The organism is Chitinophaga pinensis, from assembly GCF_007896845.1.
Taxonomy (GTDB): Bacteria; Bacteroidota; Bacteroidia; order Chitinophagales; family Chitinophagaceae; genus Chitinophaga; species Chitinophaga pinensis_C.
Genome location: NZ_VOHS01000028.1, coordinates 1 through 24369, shown reverse-complemented (window position 1 = coordinate 24369; position 24369 = coordinate 1). Strand labels below are relative to the sequence as shown.

27 protein-coding genes and 1 tRNA gene are annotated in these 24369 nt (G+C 43.4%); 15 read left to right on the top strand and 13 right to left on the bottom strand.

Annotated features, from left to right (window positions below):
- The first annotated feature begins 226 nt into the window (after nt 1-226).
- The 5 genes from FEF09_RS21640 (at nt 227) to FEF09_RS21625 (ending at nt 5539) form a co-directional block, all read left to right on the top strand.
- Nucleotides 227-1687: a TlpA family protein disulfide reductase gene (locus tag FEF09_RS21640; protein ID WP_186774449.1), complete on the top strand. Its 1461-nt coding sequence runs from the start codon at nt 227-229 to the stop codon at nt 1685-1687.
- Nucleotides 1688-2146: 459 nt separating this feature from the next.
- Entirely contained in the window at nt 2147-2344 is a 198-nt protein-coding gene (locus FEF09_RS33395; protein ID WP_261387652.1) for a MaoC/PaaZ C-terminal domain-containing protein, read from the top strand.
- Nucleotides 2326-2580: a MaoC/PaaZ C-terminal domain-containing protein gene (locus FEF09_RS33390; protein ID WP_315898176.1), complete on the top strand. Its 255-nt coding sequence runs from the start codon at nt 2326-2328 to the stop codon at nt 2578-2580. Before FEF09_RS33395 ends, FEF09_RS33390 begins: the two co-directional genes overlap by 19 nt.
- Before the next feature lie 424 nt (nt 2581-3004).
- The gene (locus tag FEF09_RS21630) at nt 3005-4540 is read left to right on the top strand and encodes a GMC family oxidoreductase (RefSeq protein ID WP_146307040.1); all 1536 of its coding nucleotides are present in this window, start codon (nt 3005-3007) and stop codon (nt 4538-4540) included.
- Nucleotides 4541-4546: 6 nt separating this feature from the next.
- Nucleotides 4547-5539, top strand: coding sequence for a Gfo/Idh/MocA family protein (locus FEF09_RS21625; RefSeq protein WP_146307039.1), 993 nt, complete (start codon nt 4547-4549; stop codon nt 5537-5539).
- Nucleotides 5540-5584: 45 nt separating this feature from the next.
- Here the strand turns inward: FEF09_RS21625 and FEF09_RS21620 are convergent, their stop codons facing one another.
- Together FEF09_RS21620 and FEF09_RS21615 are read right to left on the bottom strand one after the other, a co-directional pair.
- On the bottom strand, nt 5585-6709 hold the full coding sequence (locus FEF09_RS21620; protein WP_146307038.1) for a YbhN family protein: 1125 nt from the start codon (nt 6707-6709) through the stop codon (nt 5585-5587).
- Nucleotides 6710-7294: 585 nt separating this feature from the next.
- Nucleotides 7295-7366, bottom strand: a tRNA-Glu gene (locus tag FEF09_RS21615).
- A 101-nt stretch (nt 7367-7467) separates the two neighbouring features.
- Between FEF09_RS21615 and FEF09_RS21610 the strand changes: the two genes are divergently transcribed.
- Together FEF09_RS21610 and FEF09_RS21605 are read left to right on the top strand one after the other, a co-directional pair.
- Nucleotides 7468-7854: a response regulator gene (locus tag FEF09_RS21610; protein ID WP_146307037.1), complete on the top strand. Its 387-nt coding sequence runs from the start codon at nt 7468-7470 to the stop codon at nt 7852-7854.
- A gap of 303 nt (nt 7855-8157) precedes the next feature.
- Nucleotides 8158-9456 (top strand): hypothetical protein, encoded by a 1299-nt coding sequence (locus FEF09_RS21605; RefSeq protein ID WP_146307036.1) that lies wholly within the window; start codon nt 8158-8160, stop codon nt 9454-9456.
- On the opposite strand, the gene FEF09_RS21600 is transcribed toward FEF09_RS21605, so the two are convergent.
- Both FEF09_RS21600 and FEF09_RS21595 read right to left on the bottom strand, forming a co-directional pair.
- Nucleotides 9450-10712, bottom strand: coding sequence for a chloride channel protein (locus FEF09_RS21600; RefSeq protein ID WP_146307035.1), 1263 nt, complete (start codon nt 10710-10712; stop codon nt 9450-9452). The two genes, FEF09_RS21605 and FEF09_RS21600, sit on opposite strands and share 7 nt — an antisense overlap.
- Before the next feature lie 96 nt (nt 10713-10808).
- Complete coding sequence (locus FEF09_RS21595; protein ID WP_146307034.1) at nt 10809-11651, bottom strand: dienelactone hydrolase family protein; 843 nt, start codon at nt 11649-11651, stop codon at nt 10809-10811.
- A 148-nt stretch (nt 11652-11799) separates the two neighbouring features.
- Here FEF09_RS21595 and FEF09_RS21590 point away from each other — a divergent pair, with 148 nt between their 5' ends.
- A complete protein-coding gene (locus FEF09_RS21590) occupies nt 11800-13350 on the top strand; it encodes a sensor histidine kinase (RefSeq protein ID WP_146307033.1) in 1551 nt (516 codons plus the stop codon).
- A 3-nt stretch (nt 13351-13353) separates the two neighbouring features.
- On the opposite strand, the gene FEF09_RS21585 is transcribed toward FEF09_RS21590, so the two are convergent.
- The 5 genes from FEF09_RS21585 to FEF09_RS21565 form a co-directional block, all read right to left on the bottom strand.
- The gene (locus FEF09_RS21585; protein ID WP_186774448.1) at nt 13354-13758 is read right to left on the bottom strand and encodes a response regulator; all 405 of its coding nucleotides are present in this window, start codon (nt 13756-13758) and stop codon (nt 13354-13356) included.
- 117 nt (nt 13759-13875) lie between these two features.
- The gene (locus tag FEF09_RS21580) at nt 13876-14670 is read right to left on the bottom strand and encodes a DUF5995 family protein (RefSeq protein WP_146307031.1); all 795 of its coding nucleotides are present in this window, start codon (nt 14668-14670) and stop codon (nt 13876-13878) included.
- A gap of 123 nt (nt 14671-14793) precedes the next feature.
- Nucleotides 14794-15582, bottom strand: coding sequence for a glycoside hydrolase family 16 protein (locus FEF09_RS21575; protein WP_146307030.1), 789 nt, complete (start codon nt 15580-15582; stop codon nt 14794-14796).
- 154 nt (nt 15583-15736) lie between these two features.
- A complete protein-coding gene (locus FEF09_RS21570) occupies nt 15737-16234 on the bottom strand; it encodes an RrF2 family transcriptional regulator (RefSeq protein ID WP_146307029.1) in 498 nt (165 codons plus the stop codon).
- Nucleotides 16235-16266: 32 nt separating this feature from the next.
- Nucleotides 16267-17454 carry an NAD(P)/FAD-dependent oxidoreductase gene (locus tag FEF09_RS21565; RefSeq protein ID WP_146307028.1) on the bottom strand — a complete coding sequence of 396 codons (1188 nt, stop codon included), beginning with the start codon at nt 17452-17454 and terminating at the stop codon, nt 16267-16269.
- A 209-nt stretch (nt 17455-17663) separates the two neighbouring features.
- Here FEF09_RS21565 and FEF09_RS21560 point away from each other — a divergent pair, with 209 nt between their 5' ends.
- Nucleotides 17664-17858, top strand: a complete 195-nt coding sequence (locus FEF09_RS21560) for a hypothetical protein (protein ID WP_143087732.1) — start codon at nt 17664-17666, stop codon at nt 17856-17858.
- A gap of 36 nt (nt 17859-17894) precedes the next feature.
- Nucleotides 17895-18695, top strand: a complete 801-nt coding sequence (locus FEF09_RS21555) for a hypothetical protein (RefSeq protein ID WP_146307027.1) — start codon at nt 17895-17897, stop codon at nt 18693-18695.
- Between the two features lie 6 nt (nt 18696-18701).
- On the opposite strand, the gene FEF09_RS21550 is transcribed toward FEF09_RS21555, so the two are convergent.
- Nucleotides 18702-19283, bottom strand: a complete 582-nt coding sequence (locus FEF09_RS21550; RefSeq protein ID WP_261387651.1) for a Crp/Fnr family transcriptional regulator — start codon at nt 19281-19283, stop codon at nt 18702-18704.
- Between the two features lie 99 nt (nt 19284-19382).
- Here FEF09_RS21550 and FEF09_RS33385 point away from each other — a divergent pair, with 99 nt between their 5' ends.
- Both FEF09_RS33385 and FEF09_RS21545 read left to right on the top strand, forming a co-directional pair.
- Nucleotides 19383-19592 (top strand): hypothetical protein, encoded by a 210-nt coding sequence (locus tag FEF09_RS33385; protein ID WP_261387650.1) that lies wholly within the window; start codon nt 19383-19385, stop codon nt 19590-19592.
- Nucleotides 19589-20155: a type 1 glutamine amidotransferase domain-containing protein gene (locus FEF09_RS21545; protein ID WP_261387649.1), complete on the top strand. Its 567-nt coding sequence runs from the start codon at nt 19589-19591 to the stop codon at nt 20153-20155. Before FEF09_RS33385 ends, FEF09_RS21545 begins: the two co-directional genes overlap by 4 nt.
- An 8-nt stretch (nt 20156-20163) precedes the next feature.
- Here FEF09_RS21545 and FEF09_RS21540 read toward each other — a convergent pair whose 3' ends face one another.
- On the bottom strand, nt 20164-20343 hold the full coding sequence (locus FEF09_RS21540; RefSeq protein WP_146307026.1) for a hypothetical protein: 180 nt from the start codon (nt 20341-20343) through the stop codon (nt 20164-20166).
- Nucleotides 20344-20441: 98 nt separating this feature from the next.
- On the bottom strand, nt 20442-20642 hold the full coding sequence (locus FEF09_RS21535) for a hypothetical protein (RefSeq protein WP_146307025.1): 201 nt from the start codon (nt 20640-20642) through the stop codon (nt 20442-20444).
- Nucleotides 20643-20850: 208 nt separating this feature from the next.
- Here FEF09_RS21535 and FEF09_RS21530 point away from each other — a divergent pair, with 208 nt between their 5' ends.
- Nucleotides 20851-21450, top strand: a complete 600-nt coding sequence (locus FEF09_RS21530) for a sterol desaturase family protein (RefSeq protein ID WP_146307024.1) — start codon at nt 20851-20853, stop codon at nt 21448-21450.
- Nucleotides 21451-21468: 18 nt separating this feature from the next.
- On the opposite strand, the gene FEF09_RS21525 is transcribed toward FEF09_RS21530, so the two are convergent.
- Nucleotides 21469-21795 (bottom strand): hypothetical protein, encoded by a 327-nt coding sequence (locus FEF09_RS21525; RefSeq protein WP_146307023.1) that lies wholly within the window; start codon nt 21793-21795, stop codon nt 21469-21471.
- A gap of 190 nt (nt 21796-21985) precedes the next feature.
- On the opposite strand from FEF09_RS21525, the gene FEF09_RS21520 reads away from it, so the two are divergent.
- Complete coding sequence (locus FEF09_RS21520) at nt 21986-22360, top strand: hypothetical protein (protein ID WP_146307022.1); 375 nt, start codon at nt 21986-21988, stop codon at nt 22358-22360.
- 1159 nt (nt 22361-23519) lie between these two features.
- Nucleotides 23520-23681 (top strand): hypothetical protein, encoded by a 162-nt coding sequence (locus FEF09_RS30875; RefSeq protein ID WP_186774447.1) that lies wholly within the window; start codon nt 23520-23522, stop codon nt 23679-23681.
- The last annotated feature ends 688 nt before the right edge of the window (nt 23682-24369 follow it).

Below are 24369 nucleotides of genomic sequence, written 5' to 3'. Positions count from 1 at the left end.
AATGGATTTTATGATAGGTGACCTAATGTATAAAAATTTAAATGGGAGTGAGGGATTTTTTGATGAGAGGAAGAGGAGAGACATTTAACATCCATTAACATCAGTAACCGGGAATAATTTTTAAATTCAGTCATCAATCAGGATCAGCCCGTGAGCAACCCGGTCAACCAACATCATTCCACCAACAAGACAAACCTATACTGCTAATTAACAATAAATGACAGTTATGCCAAGGTATTTTCTCTGCCTCTTTTTTCTGTTTTGTACCTGTTTTGTATTTGCACAACGCAGATCACTGTTCAAAGCCGATACTTTTCGGCTTAGTGGTTATATACAGGGTGTGAACACCTCCGATTATACCCTGAAGATCGTTTATAATATGCCTTATGGCAGTCAGGAACAGACGGTAGCAAAGCTGGATAACTCCGGGCATTTCAAGGTGTCAATACCGTTATTCAATCCGCAGGAGCTGATGCTGTTTATGGAAGATGCAATGATTATGTTATATGGGGTACCGGGAAAGAGCCTTTCGTTTACGCTGTCCGCAAAAGATATCAATCAGGTGAAAACCATACAGGATATGGCCGCCTTTCACGTTAATCAGCAGGTGATCGCTTTTTCCGGTGATGCGGCGCGTGTTAACAGAGACTATCATGACTATATGTACCGATTGAATATGGTGGTTAATCCAATGACGAATTATGAGGCGAATCAGCAGCCGATAGAGGAGTACCTTGGCTGGAGAGTGCGAAAAATGCAGGAACAACTGGATAGCCTGCAACAATTGCGGAAACAGCTACTGCCGTTGTTCTATACACGTACCTTACATTTTATCCGTTATAATGCCGGTGCGGATGTATTGGCTTATTGGTTTGAAAAAGATCAGCAGCAGCATGACCTGCCGCCTTCTTATAAAGCGTTTATTTCTTCCCTGCCAGTTAACAATGACGAGGCGGCGGTACAGACGGCAGAATACTATGAATTTATCAACAACTATTTAGTGTATCTGCAGGTAAAAGGGAAAGCAATGAAAAGAGAGGATGTGCATCAGCTGGCCTACATTGCCAGTCAGGTGCCTGAAGGAACAGGGCAGAACCTGTTGCTGGATAATGAAGCGCAGGATAGTATAAAACGCGGACTGCCGTTACATCCGGCTACTTTATGTTATCTCAGTCAGTTACGGGGGAATGGTCCGCTTACCAAACGTTTGTCAGTCCTTAACAGTGCGCTGACGCACTCAATGAGCAACGCGATGCCTGATAAGGCGACGTTGCTTGCTGCGAATGCGGATACGAGTTCAGATATCCTGCAGCAGTTGGGAGAGAAATATAAAGGGAAGGTGGTGTATGTAGACTTCTGGGGTACCTGGTGTGTCCCTTGTCTGGAAGAGATGAAAGTGGTGCCTGCTGTAAAGAAGATCTTCGAAGGACAGCCTGTTGTATTTCTTTATCTCGCGGTACATTCTGAACAGGATGCGTGGGAGAAAATGATCAAAAGAGAACAGATACAGGGAGAACACTATCGCTTAACAGATAAAGAGTTTGACCGGCTCAACAGAAGGATCAGTGTGCCGGCATTCCCCAGATATCTCCTGATAGACAAAAATGGCACTATTACCCATGTCAATGCGCCGAGGCCAACTGACACAAAGGAGCTGGCGACGGCTATTAACAGGTTATTGAATTAGGAACTATGTACGAAAAGTTATCCGGCCATGAAAGTGGTTACAAAGGTCAGTTGTCCGTTGATGACCTTAAAATTGTACTGATAAACAGCAGGCAAGGGATTATTTTTTTCATTTCTGATAGGGATTGTATTGCAAATTTAGGCTTGTGTTATGCATTTTCCCCATTTATCAATTGAATGCATCTCAGATGCAAAAAAGATCCGACATTTTATAGCCGGAAGGCAGTGGGTAGTATGGAATATTGCAAAACATTTTGGCTTACAATCAGTTATATTGGTGTTTCAACTTGTTGTGTCCGGTGAAAAGAACTTCGGGTCTGATACATAACAATGAATCTTAATTAAATGAAAATGGAAAATATTTGGGATACATGTAAAAATAGGTTATAAATTCGCTTGTCTGGTAACATGTCAGGTGTCGCCAGGCGCCTGTAATTATTAAATTATAAACGAAAAAGTTGTGGTAATCGTCAATAGTTTCGCAGAGTATCAAGCATTCGAGGGCAAAGAAATCGGGGTTTCTGAATGGCATACAATTGATCAGGATCAGATCAATAAATTTGCAGATGCAACCCTGGATCATCAATGGATTCATTGTGATGAGGAAAAAGCAAAAATGAAGGACCATTCAAATCAACCATTGCCCATGGTTATCTGACCCTGTCATTAATTCCTTATCTGTGGAAGCAAATTGCAGATATCCGCAATGTTAAAATGGAAATCAATTACGGGATAGAGCAGTTTAAGTTTGGTCAGCCGGTGCTGGTGAATGATGAGGTGCAACTGAAGGCGAAACTTAATTCTATCGTTGACTTAAGAGGTGTTACGAAAGTAGTAATTGGCGCTACGCTCAGTATTAAGGGAAAGCAAAACCTGCCTATACAGGAGACGTAGTGTTTCTATATCATTTCTAAGACATATAAATCATGTTATAAACAAAAGGCGCCCGGTATTCAACTGAAGCGCCTTTTGCTTATAGCGTGTAAGCAGCTACGTTTATGCCTCTTTAGACTATAACTGACGTTTGTTGTTGGCTATAGCGGATTCTCCTACACTTTACTCCACTTCCCCTTTTTTTCTATTTACAGATTGGCTGGCTAATTTAATTCCTCTGTTATTGCCATTTTAAAGGCTGCCTGCTTTAGCCGGTTATTTGCCCGTTTCCCCCTGATTTTCCCATCCGCCCTTGATGATTGCAGCTTGATTTGCATCATAAATCTGATTAAATGAATTTTTATCTGAAGCAGTTTACCATCTCTGCTCAAAATCCTCCGTGCCCATATAATGCTGACGCGAAGCCCGTACCAAACCCTTATTTATGAAAAGCTACGATGTGATTATAATTGGAAGTGGTTTTGGCGGCGCGATGGCTGCGAAACCGCTGGTTGATGCCGGAATGAAAGTGCTTATGCTGGAACGGGGCGACTGGGTAAAACGCAGTGTTGAAGAAAACTGGGGATCAAGGGGTTCGATTGATCTTTCACCTTATTATGATAAATCCTCCCTGTTGCATGTACCCGTTGGCGGTAATAAACCCACCATGGGGCTATATTCCTGCGTAGGCGGACCATCGGCTTTTTATGGCGGTGTATCTTTTCGTTTTCGTGAGGCCGACTTTGAAAAGAATGAGCAGATTGAAGGTAAAGACGCACAAGGCTGGCCCATTAAGTATAATGATCTGGAAAGCTATTACACGCAGGCTGAGGGTATATTAAATATATCGGGCGAAACGGATACTGATCCAACCGAACCACGCCGTAGTGCGCCACTGCCACAACGTGCACCTCCTTTGGCTAATATATCTCAAAAGGTAAAAGCAAGCGCGCAAAAATTAGGGCTGCATCCTTTTCAGCTACCTTTAGCTATTAATTATGAAGATACAAACCGCCAAACCTGTCTTAGCTGCAAAACCTGCGATACTTTTGCGTGTGCCGTAAGTGCTAAGAATGATCTGGCTACAACTGTAATCCCTCAGCTGATGGCAAAAGGTATGGAGTTACGGCACAATATGGTGGTAACCAGACTAAACGTTGTAAACCGCCGTATTGTAAGCGTTGAGTGCGTATCGAAAACAACAAAACAACAGCATATATTTAAGGCCGATAAATTTATACTGGCTGCGGGTTCATTAGGCACACCGCATATCCTGTTATCATCGGGCCTGCAGCACTACAATGCCGGTGGTCATGTAGTGGGGCGTTATCTCATGCGTCATTTAAATGCTATCATATTTGGTGTTTTCCCCGGCGTTGCCGATAAGGAAGGGCGTTTTCATAAACAGTTGGCTATATTGGATTATTATTTTGGTCATCCCAAGGCCCCGGCATTTAATAAACTAGGCAGTTTACAGCAAATGTCTACCCCTCCCGGAAGTGTGGTTGAAAATGAGTTAAAGGGCGTATTGGGAAAAATGCTTAGTCCGGCGGTAAAGTTGTTAAGTGGTTTACTGGCCATAGTTGAAGACCAGCCGCAATACAATAATGCGCTGACTATTAATACTGCTTTTTCCGATGAATTTGGTTTACCGCGTGTTATTATCAACCACAGCTATAGTGACAGGGACAACGCCGCAATGAAAGTTTTAACTGAAGAGGGTAAAAAGATCATGAAAGGAGCGGGGGCACTAACCCATTATGTACACAAGATCCGCACATTTTCGCACGCGGTGGGCACTGTACGTATGGGTCTGAACGAAAATACATCTGCCCTTAACGAGCATTGTCGTTTCAGAGGGATAGATAATTTATATGTTACCGATGGTAGCGTAATGCCAACATCGGCAGCGCTAAACCCAAGTCTTACCATTGCCGCAAACGCACTGCGGGTTGGAGAACTTATCACTAAATTAAATTGACAATTTATGTCAACCTATAAGAAGGTAGAAGGGCGGGTACGAATAGCTTTTTTAGGCTGTGGAGTGATAGCCGGTAAACATGCCGGAAGACTCAACCGCTTTGCAGATGTCGATCTGTACTTTGCCAGCCGCGCTGAAAGCAAGGCCAGCGAATATGCCGATAAATACAGGGGTAAGGGTTTTTTTGCTTCATATACCGCGGCCATCCAATCGCCAGATGTATCCGTAGTGTTTATCTGTACTCCACCGGATAGCCACCTGTCATTATCCATAGAAGCAATGGCCGCAGGCAAACATGTTATATGTGAAAAACCATCGTTTTTCCGTTCAACAGATTTTGATATTATTGATAAGCTCCGGCAGGAAAAAGGTGTGCAGCTGTTTGTGGCCGAAAATTATTTTTACAAACCGGCCTTAAAAAGACTACGCGAAGTTTTGGCCATGAACCTGATAGGCGACATAAAGTTCCTGTTCTTTAACGCCACCAAAAGCCAGAAAGTAACCGATTGGCGTGCGGATGCCGGTAAAGCTGGGGGGGCTTTATTCGAGGGTGGTATCCACTGGATCAACTACATGTCAAACCTGGGACTGACCGTACAATCTGTAACAGGTTTTCAGCCATCAAATACCAGTAAGCCTGAGCGCAGTATGCAGGTGGTAGCCCAATATGCAGAAGGACCTATTGGCACCTTGTTGTATTCATGGGAAGTCAACGCCTTGTTCAGAGGCTTACGCCATTCCCGTATTTTCGGTAGTAAAGGGTCTATAAAATTTGAATCGAACGGTTTATACATATTTGTCCGTGGTGAAAAATGGAAGCTGATATTTCCCGGTATCAGAGATATCAGCGGTGCAAAAGGGATGCTAACCGATTTTATACATGCGCTGCAAACCGGCGAAGATGCCGCCTTTAACCTGCAAATGGCCAGACGCGATATTGAGCTGATTGAGCAGGCTTACCAAACGAGCGGCAGATTATCAACACATAATTGCAAATAAGTATTATGCTAACAACCCCTTAGCGGTGAATGCTACCATCACTTACTATCCGTGATTGCTGGTATGCACTTTTATGGTATGCGTTTTAAGTAGATTCAATACCACAAATGCACCTATCAGTGCCGGGAAAAAGAGAAGAAAAGATCGTTGTAATAATGTAAATACCGGCAATATTGACGTAGGTACAATCCGTGAAAACAATACTGCGATACCAGCTTCGGCAAATCCACTCCCGCCCGGACTTGGTGCAAAATAGATCATAAACTGAATCAGGATCTGAATGCTTATTACCTGTAAAATATCAGCATGAATACCCAGACCCAGTAATATTACATACTGCATGCAGTATTTATTTAAATAAAGCAAGGTGGTAATCAGCAGACTCAGAGGAAATAGCAAAGGATGGTGCGTTAGTAATTTTTTACAAATTTGTTGGTAATGAAGAATGTTAGCATAAGAAGTGTCAGCCCATTTTGTTATCCCATCTTTCTTCGCAGGCCATATCCTGCTGATCGCCGCGGTTATTTTCATCAGAACAGATCCGATCCATAGCGGCTTCCAGAAAGCAAGAATGAAAACAGCCCCGAAAATGAAAAATACCGAGAAGCCATATTTGAGTAATATCGTTATCAGGCCGCTTTCCAGCTGGTTATTCATTGCCCATATAGCCAATAAGCCAGCCAAAGGCATAAAAAGCAGCGTTGCTCCCATGTTAATCAGACTGACAATAAATCCATCCAGTACTTTCACTCCATGCCGGTTGTATACATACAACTGAGCCGGACCTGCACCACTATGAAATGGCGTTATAGCGCCCATAAACATATTAGCGACATTGGCTTTAAAACTTGCCCAGTGTGATAAACCCGGTTTAAGTTTTTGTATGAAAATATGGTTGCGCCAGCTGCCCAGCATCAGGTCGATAAACACCATACCCAGACATATCGGCATATATTTAAGCTGAATGCTGCTGAACGCTCTGATGGTATCTCCGGTATGTGAATAAAAGAACACAACAGCTACTGACGCTATGGTTAATAGACCCAGCCACATAGCTCCTTTAAGAATCATGCTTTTATTAAAAAGCTGTTTAGTAGAACTTTCAGTTGCTGTTGACGCTTTAATGGACATTGTTTCTTCTGCTATCTCAATTTTTTCTTCTGACAACATGCGTATAGTTTATTCAGCCATTTTAGGACGATCGGAAAAATGATTGCTGTTTGTCAGGCAAATAAAGCTGCAATCATCGGGGCTTGATAGGAAAATGAGCGGGAAACGGGCAAATAACCGGCTAAAGCAGGCAGCAGTCACTATAACTACCCACACATTAGCTCAAAAGAAAAAACGGCAACAATACTTTCGTATCGTTGCCGTTTTCTTCGTACCGCGGAGCGGACAAGTGTCGAACTATTACATTGAAGCTTTCACAAGCCTGTTAAATATCATTATGCTAAAAAGCAGATTACATAAGTTTTGAAGACTTTCTCCAGAACCGAATAGCAAGGGCCAGAAAAACTATAGACATACAGGTAGCAAATGGTAGTATTGACATCCTGTTATTGACGATATAGGGAGCGTTTGAAGTAAGTATCCGAAATGTTTCTTTCAACGCTCCAAATGTCAGGAAGCCCATAACTATTGCATAAATTTTCCACTTATTCATGGGTAGATAGGGATTTATATTAATCTGCGCAAGATATAATAATGCAAATAGAAAAAGGGAACATCATCAGATGTTCCCTTTTCTTTTAGTCGTACCGCGTACGGGAGTCGAACCCGTCATTCCTCCGTGAAAGGGAGGCGTCTTAGCCGATTGACCAACGCGGCGTGTCGCGTTTGGGATTGCAAAGGTAGGCAAAAACTTCAATTCACAAAATCTTTTTTAAAATATTTTCAAAAAGGTCAGAAAATATCACCTTTGTACAACTATGGGAAAATTAAACATACTTATAGCAGAAAACGATGCAGATGGTAAAGTACTGATTCAGGAATCCTTTGCAGATACCGGTTTGTTCAATGTATTAGCCATCGCAGAAGACGGCCAGATCCTTAAAACGATCATGGAAGAATCAGATATCCTGTTCCCGGATGTAATTCTCTCCGCTGCAGGACATGGGTATGATATCCTGTACTATCTGAAAACAAGTGACGCTTTCAGGGAAATTCCTGTCGTAACCTTTTCCGCCTCAGCAACCGGTAATGACGAGAAAAAGTGCGCGCAAATGGGAGCACTGAAACACTTCATTAAACCTGATAACGCCCCTGGCTATCAGAAAATGGCAAAAGAACTGTACGACCTCCTGCTCGGAGAATAAAATCCGTCCAAAGCATCATATTGAAAGGCATGACCATCAGTCATGCCTTTTTTATGTCTTTATAATGACTGGAAAGGCTCCATAATTCATATTTCTCCCGTAGATGCCCCGTAGATAAGCCGTAGATAATCCGTATCTATAAGAATGGATCATATACGGCTTATCTACGGAATATATACGGCTTATCTATAAATTACCTTCCTGATCCAGTAACGTTTTAGCCGGTAACCTGACTGCTCTCATGACAACAATTGGGAAAGTTGTGTAATTTGGCCCCTCCGCAACTACAACAAACAACTAATTATGAATAGGAAACAGCTGTTTCTGCTCCTGCTTGCACTATTTGTCTTTCGCGTGATTTATGGGTTATGCTCCGAATTCTGGTTCGCTGACGAACTCCAGATCTATCTGATTGGATTGAAATCTTATACCACCGGTACCTGGCCTACTTACGGTCCGGATGTCGTGTATACCAATACACAAATCCCGGGTGCGCTTCAGGGACTGTTGGTAAGTATCGGCTTTTATATTGCTAAACTGCCGGAAATGCCGGCCATTGTCCTGAATATCTTTTCTTTTGCCAGCCTTTCCCTGCTGGCTTATTATATCACCCGCCGTATCAAAGGGGTACCTGCATGGATTATCTGGGTACTCTGTATGACAACTCCCTGGACCTTGTACTACAGTACCAGAGTGGTAAACCCTTCCTATGCGATTGCGCTGGCCATTCCTTTCTTTATCTGTCTGCTGGAGGTATTACCTATCACAAAAGATAAATTCATCGCTCCATGGGTCGCTTTTGGCGTAATGGGACTGGTTACTACTCTGATTATGCAGCTGCACATGTCATGGATACTCCTGCTGCCATATGCAGGTATAGGGTTTCTGTTCTATCTGCGCACAGCAGGATTTAAGAAAACCGCGTTGTGTCTGATGCCTTATATAGCAGGACTACTGATAGGTACCCTTACCCTGATACCGACATGGCTGCATCCGGATCCGCAGGCGGGTAATGTGGGCGCTAACATTGTATTTAACTGGAAAAATATAGGCAACGCTGTGACCATTCTGACAAGGTACTGGTCATTTGCAGCGTTCGAAATACCTTATGTAGTGGGTAATTCAGAAGAGAAATGGCAATTGCTGAAAGAACAGATGTGGATCGCGCCATTCTTCCTGTTCCTGCTGCTGGTGGGATTTGCACAGGTAGGCCTGTTTATACTGTCTTATTTCTTTAAAACTGACAATGAAGAGTGGAAGAAAATGAGATGGCTGAACCTTTTTACGTATCTGCTGGTATTCGCAAGCTTCTTCTTTTCTATCAAAGGTCCGTCTTCACATACTTTCTGTATGCTGCTGCCGCTGCCAATGATTTATTCATTCTATTGCTACGAATGGCTGATTACGAAAAAAGCGTTTGTGCTCAAGTTGTTGAAAATCATTGTCATCTGTGGCGTGTTGTTCCACATCGGACTGGGTGTTTTCAATTACCAGCACAGATCTCTGTATAAAGACAGGGCCAAAGTGGTAAAAGCACTCGATGAAATGAATTATAAAGTGTTAGGTACCAGACGTTCCGATGATCTCGGATACGGTTATTGAGCCGGTTGCTCTTTATAACTGTACACTGTATAAGGATAGATCTTTTTGGCAGTATACCTGGCCACTGTACTGGCGATCAGTACCGGCACAGCGAGAATAAAGCCGCCGGATAAACGGCAGGCGAGAGAAGTTGAAGTCAGTGGTGCATGTATACTGCCACTTAATACTGCGGCAATACCCATGATAATGAAATTGGCGACGATCAGCTGGCTATTGAAATAGTGATTGCAGACTGTAGCCAGTAATAATCCTAATAAAGCACCCATTACAATGCTTGGCGCGAATACGCCACCATCTCCACCGGCCCCCAATGTGACAGAAGAAATAATAGGTTTTAGTAACACGATTGCCAGTAGAGTCACCCCAAAAGGAATAGTAAATACTTCATGTTGAGAACGTCCAACCATTTCAGTAACAGCGCTATAACTATCTCCAAATAAAGCCGGTAGAATGAAAATACCCACGCCAATAATAGTTGCACCAACAATAATACGGGTTGAATCTTTTTTTATCGTACCAAAACGGTGTTTAATACCAATCACGGTCCGGGTGAAGAATACAGAGATGATACCAGCTATCACACTCAATCCGATGATATAAGGAATCGCGCTCACCTGCCAGTGAGTAATGCTAAGTTTTAAGAAGGGCTCTTCATGTAACAGTTGCAATAAACCCCATCCCGCCAGTACCGCAGAGATACTGCTGAGCAGGATGGTTTTGGTTACTTTACGGGCAATTACCTCAACAGCGAACAATAAACCTACCAATGGACTGCCAAACAGTGTTGTCAGACCTCCAGCTACACCGGCACATATCAGCTCCGTTTTATAGCGGTTGGCAATGGATGCCTTTTGTCTGGTCATAGCCCCGATTGTAGCAGTAGATACAACCGTAGAAACCTCTACACCGGTTGAACCACCGAAGATAACTGTCAGAAAACCATTGATAAAGTGAGATGGTATTTTATAGCTGGGTAATTCATTGCGGCGGGTGTCAAGGGTCAGATAAATCTCCTTGATGCCTTTATTGGGCTTCTTCCGGAAAGCATATTTGCGAAGTACATGTATCAGTACCAGACCAATCAGTGGAAATATGAGGAAAAGGTAGGAGGAAGCAGAAATTGTCTTAAAGAAATGCTCTTCGTAATGTTCAGTAATATGCTTCAGTACGCTTGCCAGCAAAGCTGATAATAAACCGGCCATAACAGAAGCAACAAAAAGTTTTACATAATTGAACTGAATAATCTTCTTACGCATAGCATTCCCTTGTTTTTGACGCTGCAAAGTTAGGGCATGAAAAACAAATGGAGCGTCTCTTTTGAAGACGCTCCATTAAAATGTGCTTAAATACGCTTATTTGAAGATCACTCCGAAGAAAGCACGCATGTCATTCCATGAAGCGGTGTCAGCAGCAGCATTGTATTCAATTGGCATATTGAATTTCTTGCCATTGGCAGTAGACGCCGGGTTAGTAAATGCATGGGTCGCACCTGCATATTCCTTAAAGGTATAAGGAATGCTCAGGGAATCCAGTTGTTTTTTGAAAATAGCTACATCCTGTGCCGGTACAAATGGATCAGCAGCACCATGACATACCAGAATCTGCGCTTTTGTCAGTCCCTGTTGTGGAGGAACGGTCTGCAGACCGCCATGGAAGCTTACTACGCCATTTACCGGAAGGCCCAGTTTAGCACCATTCAGCACCATGGAACCACCGAAACAATAACCGATCGCAGCAATACGGGTAGTATCAGCCTGTGGGAAGGTTTTTGCCTTTGCCAGTGCTGCCTGTAATCTGCTGAAGCCCAGCTGAGGGTTCATATAAAATGGAGTAGCATATGCTTTTGCCTGATCAGGATTTTCTGCATGTTTACCACCGCCATAAAAGTCAATACCAATGGCCAGATAACCCAGCTCAGCCAGCTGTTTTGCACGACCTTTTACATAATCGTCCAGTCCCCACCACTCAGGTACAATCAGTACGATTGGTTTTTTAACGGTTGTATCGCTGCTGAAAGCGACTACACTGTTGAGGGTTACGCTGTCAGCCTGAATAGTAACAGCTTCTTCAGTAATAGTTGGTTTGGTAATTGTGCTGTCAGCAGTGTGTTCAGAACCAGCCTGCGGATTGTTACAGGCAGCCATGCAGCATGCAATGGCTACAGGGGCGATCATTGTTGCAATGTTGAATCTCATGTGATAGTATTTGAGTATTTGTATTTTATATGGAAAAAACGGCGCAAAGTTAACGAGTTATACTGATAGGCCCGCTTACTGTTTATTTAAATAGGTATTGCTCTCCCGACACAACTAAAATTAACATAGGATTGTATATTTTCAAGACATGGAACAAGGATTTAACGCTGCAATGGCAAACAGGTTGCTGAGTGAAGCCGGCATCTCGTCTGCCGGACTACTGGAGCAATTACCAGTAGCAGCTTATATGTGTGATGTGAATGGTGGCATTATCTGTTGTAATGCACGCGCCATAAAATTGTGGGGAGGAACTCCTTCGCCAGGTGAGACCCTATTCCATGATAGTACAGTAATTGCAGCAGTATTACAGGAAGGATTACCCTTAGATGACTGGAAATCAACGATCAATCATGCGGATGATACCTCTGTAATTGTCAGAGGCAATATCGCTCCGCTAAAAGATCAGGATGGATCAGTGATCGGACTGATACATTGTTTTGAGGAAGTGGCTGTAACCATCGTGCCAGGTGCGGAAATACGTGCTGGTCATCTTGCAGAACTGAATGAACAGCTGCAACAGAGTGAGGAGAGATATTATAAGATGATTGAGGAGGTCGAAGATTACGCCATCCTCTCTATGGATAAATCAGGAATCATTCAGAACTGGAACAAAGGTGCTGAAAAGATCAAAGGATACCACGAATCTGAAATTGTCGGCCGGCATTTTAGTGTTTTCTATCTGCCGGAGGACCGTAAACAACAATTACCTGATAAATTGATTGCGGAAGCGATGAGGAGCGGAAAAGCTGCACATGAAGGATGGCGGATGCGTAAAGACGGAACACGTTTCTGGGGGAGCATCGTGATAACGGCACTACATGACGCGGATCAGCAGATCATTGGCTTTTCAAAAGTTACCCGCGACCTTACAGAAAGAAAACTGGCAGAAGACAGAATCAGACAGTATGCAAGTGATCTGGAATTTCAAAACAGAGAGCTGGAGCAGTTTGCCTACGCCGCCGCACACGATATGAAAGAGCCGCTCCGGAAGGTGCAGTTTTACAATAATTATATCAATGATAATGCAGCAGATGTATTGCCGGAAAAGGCAAGGGAATACCTGACCCGATCGATCAATGCAGCTTCCCGTATGCAGGGACTCATAGATGATCTGCTGATGTATTCGAAGGCGTCTTCGTTTTCTAAAGAACCGGAGGAAGTGGATCTGAATATTATCGTAGATGAGGTATTGCAGGCTCACCAGCCTACTATAGACAAATTGAAAGCGGTTATCCATCTGGATCCATTGCCGGTGATGCGCGTCATTCCATTCCAGTTCAGCCAGCTATTTGATAACCTGATAAGTAATGCGCTCAAATATCATCATCCGGAACGTAATCTTCAGATCACTATCACTGCTATAAAAACGAAGATGCCAGTTGAGGACCTTGTTATCAACGGCCCGGAGCTAAATGCTTATAAGCTGTCTGTAGCAGATAATGGCATTGGTTTCAAACCTGACCATGCAGAAAAGATCTTCGATGTATTCCAGCGTTTGCATACACTACCGGACATAACCGGAACAGGTATCGGACTGGCCATCTGCAAAAAAATCGTACTGAATCATCGCGGGCAGATCAAGGCACATGGCATACCCGGAATCGGCGCCACCTTCGACATCTATATTCCCTGCGAATAAATATTAGTCTTTGCTGATACTGAGCATTTTGCGGGCCATATTATTCAGGTCTTCCGTTTTGGTAGGTTTTACAAAATAGAGATCTGCACCATTGTCGAGGCAATGCCGGACGTGATCAGCCTGATTAGAAGTGCTCCATACAACTTTAGGGATATCCTGTAGCTGCGGGACGCTGGCTATCTTTTCCAATACTTCTACCGCATTGAAAATTGGCATTTTGTAGTCAAGTATAAGTAATGAGGGCAAACAGTTATCCGGACAATTGACCAGATAGTCAATTGCCTGTTGCCCATTCATAACAGAGTAGATATTTGCAGCCGGGTCCTGTTTTAAAATTGCGTCTTTCAGGATCTCCTGGTCCTCCGGGTCATCATCTGCTAAAAAAATAATTTTAGCCTTGCCATCCATAAGTGAGATATAATTTATAAACATCCTTATTGAGCGCTTAAATTATATAATCTTTTTGAAAATAATTTCAATGGATATGTTGACTGGTCAGAATAGCAGTACTAACTATATTTTATATTAGACGGCAGGCAGAGCAGAGACGCGGATATAAGCTCTTTTAGCCGTATAAAGCGCCTGTATGATCCTGCGGGGACTTTTCCATTCGAACAGGCGGATGATCCACATAGTGAATTTGATCAGTTTTCCGGCAGGCTGTAATAATCCAACTGCCAGTTTCCGGATACTGGTATCTCTTGCTGCGATACAGGCAGTATAGTCGGCTCCTTTTTTCTCCGACAGTTCTTCGGCAAACCGCCATGCGCCGTCACGGGCATTGGTCAGACTAAATTGTATCAGAATAGATTCATTGTTGCCGGCATTCAGGCCAAGTAGGGAGAGAAAAGGGGAGATGCGGTTGATTTCTGTCAGTACTTCTCCTGTCAGTGCACCCAGAATATCATTAATGGCATTAAAATCTCTGCGGATAAGCCGTATGTCCTGCGCTCCGGATGTTTCAACAGCGGCAATACCCAGATCCAGATTGATATGGGCATTCATGCCCAGCAGCAGGTGTTGTAAAACTAACACGGACGATTGCTCGGCACCTTCAAAGGCAACCAGCCAGGAACCGGTAGGCGTCTGACCATTTTTATATTGGCGAACGGCTTCAATGTACCGGTTGGCAAATGTGACGTCCAGTTTTTCCATTCTGGGACCGTCTTCAAACTCATTATTGAGGATGCCCTCCTGTACTCTGACGGTTACTTTGTGATAGAGGGCGGCGAAGAAACCAAGTCTGCTATTGGTATCTGTGGAGGTAGTGATAATGTCTTCCAGTTGCCGGATGACTTCATTAATAGTGTGGGCGGCCATAATGTGGTGTTTTTGGGGTAAACTTTGCTGGCCGTAAATCTAACTTAATTTAATAAGAAAAGGGTTAACCAGAAGGTGGAAACCTTCCAGGCGTAACCCTCTCCATTACAAGACTTAAAACACTTACGCTGCCGTAAATGTGAATGAGTGTATAATGATTTCAACTTCCTGATTATTGGACGGAGCACTACCCTGGAACAACCAGAGATTCATGTGCACCGGCAGGGATAACGTACTCACATTATATCCTGCAGGCGTCGTCCATGGGAAGAATGAGTTTGCTTCAACAAGGTTGTGTCCATGGTAACCTTTGTAGGCTACGGACGTCGCAGTCCTGGTGAACTTATACGAAGTGTAGGTGCCATTCAGGGCCAGCTCATAAGTCTGGGATACATTACCTGAACCAGTGGCAGGGTACACTGTATAGTTATAATTAGGCCATGCGTTATTTCCCCAGCGGGCAAATTCGATGTCTACTTCATGATGACCGTCATCACCGGATTTGTAATTGAACAGACCCAGTACGATGTTTCTATCCAGTTTGTCTACAGCGCCTTCTACTTTCCATACATAGGTACCATAGCCGAAAGACTGGGTAGTGGTTACTTCAGCGCAAAGCCATCTGCCTGTAGCAGGGTCTTTTCTTATTTTCAGGTGCAGGTGGCCATCGCTGTCCACCCATACGTTGCTGGAGGCGCTGCTCCAGTAGTTGGGGCCCGGGCCGGAAGTGCCGGCTTCATTCCTTACTTCCCAGGTATAGCCGCTGAAACTGATATAGGTTGCTTCTGCGGCGGGTTTACGGTCTCCGGTATTTACTGTGTTGGCCGGATCTGTACCAGTCGTGGATGCCGCGTCTTTGGCGCAGCTGCTGAATATAGCCAGGATAGCAATCAGCATCGTGAACTTGTGCATAGTTAATGGTTTACTTTAAGGAAAAATGAGGGTTTTGCTATTATGACAATCAGAGAGGAGGTATACTTTGATGTGAGCGGAAGAAATTTTTTAACAGCGTCTGGGGTAATAAAAAAGGCCCTCCGGGAGGAGAGCCTTTATATGGCAGGTAAACTTACTTTCTGAGCTTTTGAAGATTAAACCAGTTCTCTGCTTCTGCTCTCGTTTCGTCTGGTATGATACCCTGAAGTGTTGTATGCAGCCAGCGCAGGTTCCTTGTTTTCAGGAAGGCTTCTAGTTTCTGACTGGCTTCCAGAAAAACCGCATGTACGGTACATACACCTGTCTGACCTCCATTGGTCATACCAATCACACAACCGGAACGTACATCATGGCATTCGAAGAGAGATACTCTGCCTTCCACTGCTACGGCTATATCCCAGAACGAGATATCCTCAGCTGGTCTGGCCAGTACATACCCTCCTTTCACCCCGAGGGCTGAGCGTACAAGCCCTCCTTTCTGCAGACGGGTAAAGATCTTTGCGAGATAGCTTTCCGAGATATTCTGAAATGTAGCCATATCCGCAATCGTCATGGCACTATCCCTGGACGCGTCCACCAGATAATACATTGAATGAATCGCGTATTCAACACCTTTTCCCAGTAATGGCATACAATTTTAAGCTGGTTATCCCCCAAAGATAGCTAAAAAGCAGGATCTGCCGGGATTGCAGCCGCAACGTTTGCCTCAGGGTCAGGAGATGGTACGATCCATACAGTGTTAATTTCCATTTTGATCTGCTTACCCGCTGCTTCGTTAGCTTCCATTTTTCTTTCGAATCCTCTCGTAAATAATGCCTTCTCCGGTCCGAGGTCTACGCAGGTTACATAAGAGGATTGTACATAAGGTAGTTTCTCTCCACCAAACAGATCAGCAACTGCATTATGGCCAGACCACTTGCCCTGAAACAGGGAATACTGACAAGACATCAGTGCATGGTTCACACCATCTGGTTTGGAGAGGGCCGCATCTCCTGTTACCATGATATTGTTGTAACCCGGTAATTTGAAGTATTCGTCAACGGCAAGTCTGTTCATATTGTCTTTGTCGCCATTGAAGAAAGCATGTAGCGGACTCGCTTCCAGACCGGCAGTCCATACCACGGTGCCCGCAGGGATCTGCTCTCCGTTAGCCAGATAGACGATGTTTTTGTCAACCTTTACGGGTAGCGTACCGAGACGTAATTCAATATTTTGATGCAGCAGCACCTCGTTAATATAAGTCCGGGCTTCAGGAGAATAGGCGCCGCCCACATTACCCTGCCGGTCAATCAATACGACCTTTATCTGCCGGTCAGCATATTTATTGACAATATCCTGCACACCTGTCACAATCTCCAGTCCGGTTAATCCACCACCAACTACCACAACAGTATCAGCGCCATTTTCTTTAAAACCACCTGCTGCCAGTTGGGCAATATGCGTGTGTAACCGCGTAGCACCCTGAAAATCGTCAATATGATGGATGCTTTCTGCTCCCGGAATATCAGGACGTTTTAATCTGCTACCTGCTGCAACGATCAGATAATCATACGTTAATGTTTTTTGCTGACCATCCTGTTCCAGAGTCAGACTATGCTGTGCCGGCTGAATATCTGTTACCAGACCGGTCAGCAGTGAGACACCCAATGGTTCCAGCAGGGGCTGGATATTGGTTCGTACAGTATCAAGATGTGCTTCGTACAATCTCGGGCGACTGGTTAAGTAATTGTCTTTGTTGATCACGGTGATCTTCAGATCTGCCGTTTTTCCCATTTCCCGGCTTTGTCTGACAGCGCTCATGGCACTCCAGAATCCTGAAAAACCACCACCTATAATGATAAGATGCTTCATAAAGAGTTAATTTAGATAATTCGGATACGTGTTGTCGCAAATATAGGTTTGTTTGACATAAAACAGGAAATTATTTTTGTGGCGTGCTATCAGAAAAGGGGAGAAATACCGTTATAGTAAATGGTAAAGATTTATTGTATCTGATTGTTAAACAGGGTTTTATGTGGGTGATTGCTGCTTTGCAGGAAAAACCCTTATATTTGGGTATCATGAAAGCAAAAATTAGCAAAAAGGGTACTGCCTTCTTAAAGAGTACACAGGCTTCTAATGCATTAATTGCAGCTGTTGTGAATAATTTCAAACAATTATCCAATGGCGTTGCTATTCCTTTTCATGTTGCCATCAATGATGGAAGATCTCAGCGTGACCTTGAAGTAAGGGTACGCAAAGTGACTTCTATGTAACCCGATATCCATATTTAGCCATATCTGCCTCAAAAAATGAATTTAGCATTAGGTGCTTTTATCCTTACGTTGTTATTTCTTCCTGCAATATCCTTCAGACTAGCTGTAAACCGCCTCGAAAATCTGAAAGGACTGCTGTCAACTTTATCAATTACTGATTCTATATGGGTATTCACAGTGGTACCTATTGTAATCCATATTATTATCCTGCTGTGCTTCTGTCTGTTCAATGTAACTGTGAAGTTTGACCTGATACTCAATATCATTTACTCCAACTCAAGATTCAATCTGAATAACGCCATACTGGGTCCGGATATCATCAAATTTTTGGGATATAACCTGATGGCCATTTTTCTTGGTGGTGTACTGGGATTTCTCATCAATAAACTGGAATTGCAATGGAAGCTGGTATCCCGTTTATTTGGTCTGGGGAATGAATGGTATGAAGCATTTGAAGGAGATATTCTGAACATTTCCGGTGAACATAGCAATGTATCCAACATTGACCTCGTATATCTGGATGTACTGGCCAATACAAAGGAAGCCAGTATTTTGTATTCGGGGATCCTTGTGAAATACTACTATAAACCAAAATCTACTGAACTGGATTATATCGTGTTGCAACGTGCTGTGAAAAGAGATCTGCGAAAAGAATTCAGATCAGATAAACCGCATGTGGAAGCCGGTAAGTCCAGCTTTTATGATCAGCATACAGGCGACTCCATGCCTGTGAAGGGAGATTACCTGATCATCCCGATGAAAGAAGTGCTGAACATCAATATCACCTATCTGTATTTCGATATTCCGGAAGACGCCATAGATCAACTGGCAGAATAATAGTGTTTATACCTGCAACCTGCTCAAAGTTTCTCTGCTTACGCCGAGGTAGGCGGCTATCATTGCTTTAGGCACACGCTGGACTAAAGTGGGGTACTGATTCAATAACTGCTGATATCTCGACTGCGCATCATTCTTCAACAGGGCCATCACTCTGTTTTGCATACTGATAAAGCCGGAAGTGACTTTCAGTCTGCAGAAACGCTCGTATTGATGGATCTCGTCACACAGCCTTTTCCGGTCATCATAAGACATATACAACAACTCAACATCCTCGAGACATTGAATAATAAAAGAGGAGGGGGCACCGGTATGCATTGCCTGATAATCTGATACCCACCAGTTTTCCATGGAGAATTGCAGGATATGCTCTTTGCCGTTATCATCTACCAGAAAAGTTTTCAATAAGCCTTTCATTACAAAGTATTCATGATTGACAGGGTCGCCCTGATGTAGAATGATGGCGTGTTTTTTAAACCGCTTCTCTTTAAAGCAAGCCACTATACGTTCATATTCGACATCAGTCAGATCCGCTAATTCAGCAAAATGTTTTCTCAGCGCCGGATACATAAGCTCAGTTGAACGCAATGGTGAATAGATTTGATGTGATCTACATCACATCAAATCTGTGATGCAGGTCCTTGTCGCAAGGTAGCACCTAAATGTAGCTTTGTGAAAAATAAATATATGCAAGCGAAGATAAAATATGTCACAGCATTGATGGCCCTGTTCTCCTTACTGGCACTACACACAACAAGCGTATTCGCACAGAAAACAAAGAAAGTACTCATCGTGGTGACCTCATTTTCCGCACTGAAAGATGGTACTAAAATGGGACTCTGGCTCGAAGAGTTTACAACTCCCTACTACCTGTTAAAAGAAATAATATTGCATTGACGATTGCTTCTCCCAATGGAGGTAAAGCGCCCGTAGATCCCCGAAGCATATTACCTGATTTTCTGACGCCATCCGCAAAACAATTTCTGGGGGATGCACAGGCGCAGGCAGCATTGAATAATACGGTAAAACTGAGCACTGTTAACGCGAAAGACTACGATGCTGTATTCTATCCCGGTGGACATGCGCCTATGTGGGACCTGCCCGAAAATGCACCATCAATTGCCCTCATTCAGGCATTTATTGCACAGCAAAAACCTGTTGCTTTTGTCTGTCATGGTCCGGCAGCTTTAAAGAATATCAAAACAAAGAACGGCGCTTACTTTATCAATGGTAAAACAGTTACCGGCTACTCCAACAATGAAGAACAAACCGGTCAGACGACCCACGTTGTGCCTTTCTCTCTGGAAGACATGTTGAAAGCGCGTGGCGCTAAATATGAGAAAAGCGAAACCCCATGGGGCCCATTTGCAGTACAGGACGGCCTGTTGATTACCGGACAGAATCCTGCTTCTGCTGCCCCTACGGCAGAGAAATTACTGGCTGCGCTATCTGCGAAATAAAGCAGGCCTCAGCCTTTTTTACAGGCTTCCCGTATTTTAAATACCAGCAATGTTGGTATCAGGAATACAACAGTGTATAGTAATAAAAACAGGACGTATTCATACCAGGGGGCAACATAATACGACCAGCTACCGGGAAGATGATCGCCGTAGAAACGCGTGATTGTCTTCCAGATAGTTTCTACCATCCAACTTATATTGAACAACACAATCAGCAACAGTGTGACCGCTATGCTTTGCCGTATTCTGGCAGAGAGCGACAGCATAGCTGTGCCGGTTAGTAATATCATGCAGGGAGATAGGCTCTGAAGCGATAACTGAAAAACACATGACCATCAGCCGGATCATAGTAATAGTGCCAGATCAGTTCAGCTATCAGTATGACAACAAGCAGTATACCTATGAAGGCTGCAGTTATATTGGAAGCTTCCAGCAGTCTTATCTTATTGTTGCGCAGGAAATCAATATGGCGGGCGCCGATCAGCAAAATATAATAGCAAATGCATATCCGGTGAAAAGGCATCCGAGATAACCAAAGCTAAGCGCCAACAGATCTCTCATAGGAATAAAAGTTAAAGGGATACATAAAGATAGCTTTTGTTTAGATTACATTATTGTGAATATCGAAACACTACTCAACTATCTGCTATATTACCCACCGGTATGTCTGGCTCATTTTCCTGCTGGAAAATGTAATGATCACCTGTGGCGTCCTGCTAATAGGCCGTTTCTTCTATAAAGGCCCCTATACGGCAAAAGAATGGGGTATTTGCGTTATTACCAATATCATCAATACCATCATCACCTATGTCGGTTTCTGGTTGTGGAAACATGGGATTATCAAGATTGCCATGGGTATTTCATGGGGTATACTGTTGGATTTCTTTTGCTCTTTATGGCTATGGACCTGTGATGTATGTTTTTCATATCGCTATTCACAAACATTCCTGTATAAAGCGGTGCACCATCTGCACCATGAAGCTGTTGATCCAAAGCCGATAGACCTGTTCGTGCTTCATCCTGTTGAAACATTTGGTTTTGGTAGTTTGTGGCTGCTATTATTGATAGTCTATCCATTCAATATCTACGCTATTGTGATCTACCTGACCATCAACGTTATCTTCGGACTGGCAGGTCATCTGGGGATAGAGCCTCTACCGGAAAGGATCTTGCGGATGCCGCTGATTAAATATCTGGGTACTTCTACTTTTCACCACAATCACCATCAGGATATACAGCACAATTTTGGCTTTTACACCAGTATATGGGATCGCCTTTTCAAGACTTATAAATAGAGAAAGACCGCCAGGATCTTATGAGATAATGTTAAAGGAGACCAGTACAATGGTCACACTTACACAGATCAATGCAATCAGGAACACATAATCAGCCATCTTTTCCATACGCTCGCTGCTACGGCTGCCTTCCGCACGCATAGACAGGAAGGAAAGAAAGCAGCTGGCCATTAAAAGAATGCTGCTATGCCGGTACTCATCAATCAGTGTACTATGATTAAAGTGCATGACCTTGATGGAGGTCAGCACAATTAAACAAAAGCCCAGCAGGTTGGTGGACGTATTGAGGATGTGGTGATTTACTGCTGTTTGCCATAATACTGGATTACTGAAAGAAAAGTACATAAAACCACATTTCCCGGTCAGATCATGAAAATTATAAGGAATTTTTAAGACATCCAGGTTCGTATAGTGTGTATTGTACTGTCCGGTTTACCCTTTTTTGCTATCTTCGGATACTTATAATTTGTAATTCCAAAAGGAAACCCCATAAGTTCTTTCTCAACGTTCACTATTAACACCAAAAACTTAAAGAATGGAAAAGGCTATCTACTGGCTTGCGTTTAGCACCACCTTTCTGATCATGCATCATTCTTTCGCACAAAGCCGCATTGATATTGGTATCAAGGCAGGACTCAGTATCCCCAATCTGACTTCCGGCGACGGAGAGAATCCTATCAGTAGTGGTTATGGTTCCCGCTTAGGCCCTGATGCAGCTATTCATGTTGAATTCATCTTTCTAAACATTTCTCTATTCAGCCACAATTGGAATACTCTTCACAAGGAGGTAAAAAAGATGGGAATCAGGCTTTTACCGTACCTCCGCAAATGGAAGCTTTATTCCCGCCGGGACAGGCACCGCAATATTTGTATGCGGATTATAAAAGTGAGGCGAAGTTTAATTACCTGATGGTACCTATACTCGCTAAATATCATTTCCCGATAAATGCCGCGGAATATCTATGTGGCGGCAGGACCTTTTGCCAGCTTCCTGTTATCTGCAAAAAATAAAACTACAGGATCCAGTCCGGTGTACCTTGATGAAGGCATCAGCAAGCACTACTGGAGGAGCTCAGTCATTTGATAATACAGAGGATATAAAAGACGACCTGCGTGGATTTAATGCTGGTATCAGCGGCCAGTAGGTGTCGCTTGTACGGTAGGGAAGGGGAGTGGTTTATTGAAGGAGGCGGCAATTACGGATTTATAGATATTCAGAAAGATAAAATGAACGGCGCCAATAAAACGGGTGCTGCTGTAGTTGTAGTGGGCTATGCGTTTAGTTTGTAAATGTCTTTTATCTTTAAACACAAGAGGTCGCCCAGAACAGGACGACCTCTTGTGTTTAAAAGATGAATGCGGACTAGCGGGGATTCTTTCTTCTGTACGCAAATATTTTCGTCAGCGAGACCAACACACTGATCAACATCAGTCCGATCATAAACAAGAATGTAGACTTGTCCATTCCCAACAGAAATATGATCATATTGCCACAGGAAGCAATAACATGCCATATCTCTCCATCCGAACAGGCGTTGAAAGAGAGATACCATTACCGCCCAGATTAAGCTATAGAACGCACAGCTGGTGAGTAACGACAATATAGCCCGTCTTTTACCGGGGTCATGAATTGATAGAATAACATGCACCACGCGGCCACCGTATGATATACATAAGAATATATGGAACTCTCTTCATTGGTTTGTAATAAACTGTCTGTAAAAATAGTAAAAAGGGGGAATCGATATATGTAAAATATACTGATCCGGCACAAAACAGGATTACACATTAAATGTAACTTTACACCCTTCTGCCCGTTATACTTTGAAACCCGCATTGTTATGAAAATCAACATTTACCCTCTTATTCTGCTGTTAATCGCCTCATTGTTTATATCCTGTAAGAAAGACATGGAGTATGGAGACGATTATTCCAAAAGTGAAAAGCCTGGACAAGCTTTAAAGCATCTTCCGGTAATTCCTACCGTTATATGGTAGCAACGGGCAGCTGGACAGGTACGGCATCTGAAACTATTATTACTGTACGGGAAGGAGTGTCACAGGACGTTCATGTGCATAAGGAAACCCGTATGGGGCAGTTCTCAGCAGGTGGTCCGTATACAATGGGAGGAGGATGCTTCTGGTCTGGGATCCCATACTGATGGCGCGGGATTATTCACATTGGATGATATCTATGGTAGCGCAAAGAATGATTGGCTGAAAAAAGCGTGATAATGTGAAGATTATTTTGAAGCAAAGAATAACGGGATGATCTCAAGTTGTGGGTATGTAGAGGATGGATGCGCAGATGATTGTTTCAGAGGAATCAGTATCGGATTTTTGAGAAGTTATAACATTTTGATATGCAGACAATAAAGCTGTCAGTAATGACAGCTTTATTGTCTGATCAGTTTGTAATATTATTTACTAAACCAGACCGTTTCCTTCATATCATCAGCCGTTAATTCTATAGTAGCTGCCTTTACGTTCTCTCAAGGTGAGCAACATGGGATGTACCGGTATCAACAGAATATTATCTGCATGATGTAATAACCACGCTAATGCCAGCTGATGCATCGTATCTGTTTACGGTCAGCTATTTTCTGCAGTTTTTCTCCAGCTGCACCATACCGCCACCTATCGGGAACCATGGAATGAAAGCGATGTTCTCGACTTACAATATTCTAATACTGATTCCCATTGACGATCCAGTACACTATAGCGGTTCTGTACAGAAACTACCTTAAAATGTTGCTGAGCGAGTTTAATTCATCCACGGACACTTCAGATAATCCGAGGTGTTTATTTTACCTTGTTGCGTGCTTTCGCCAGGAAGTCAAAGCTGATCTCTGCAGGTACTTTAGGGTCGATACGGTGAAGCTGATACAGTGCTATCTGCTCCAGTTTGAGTCTGCGCAGA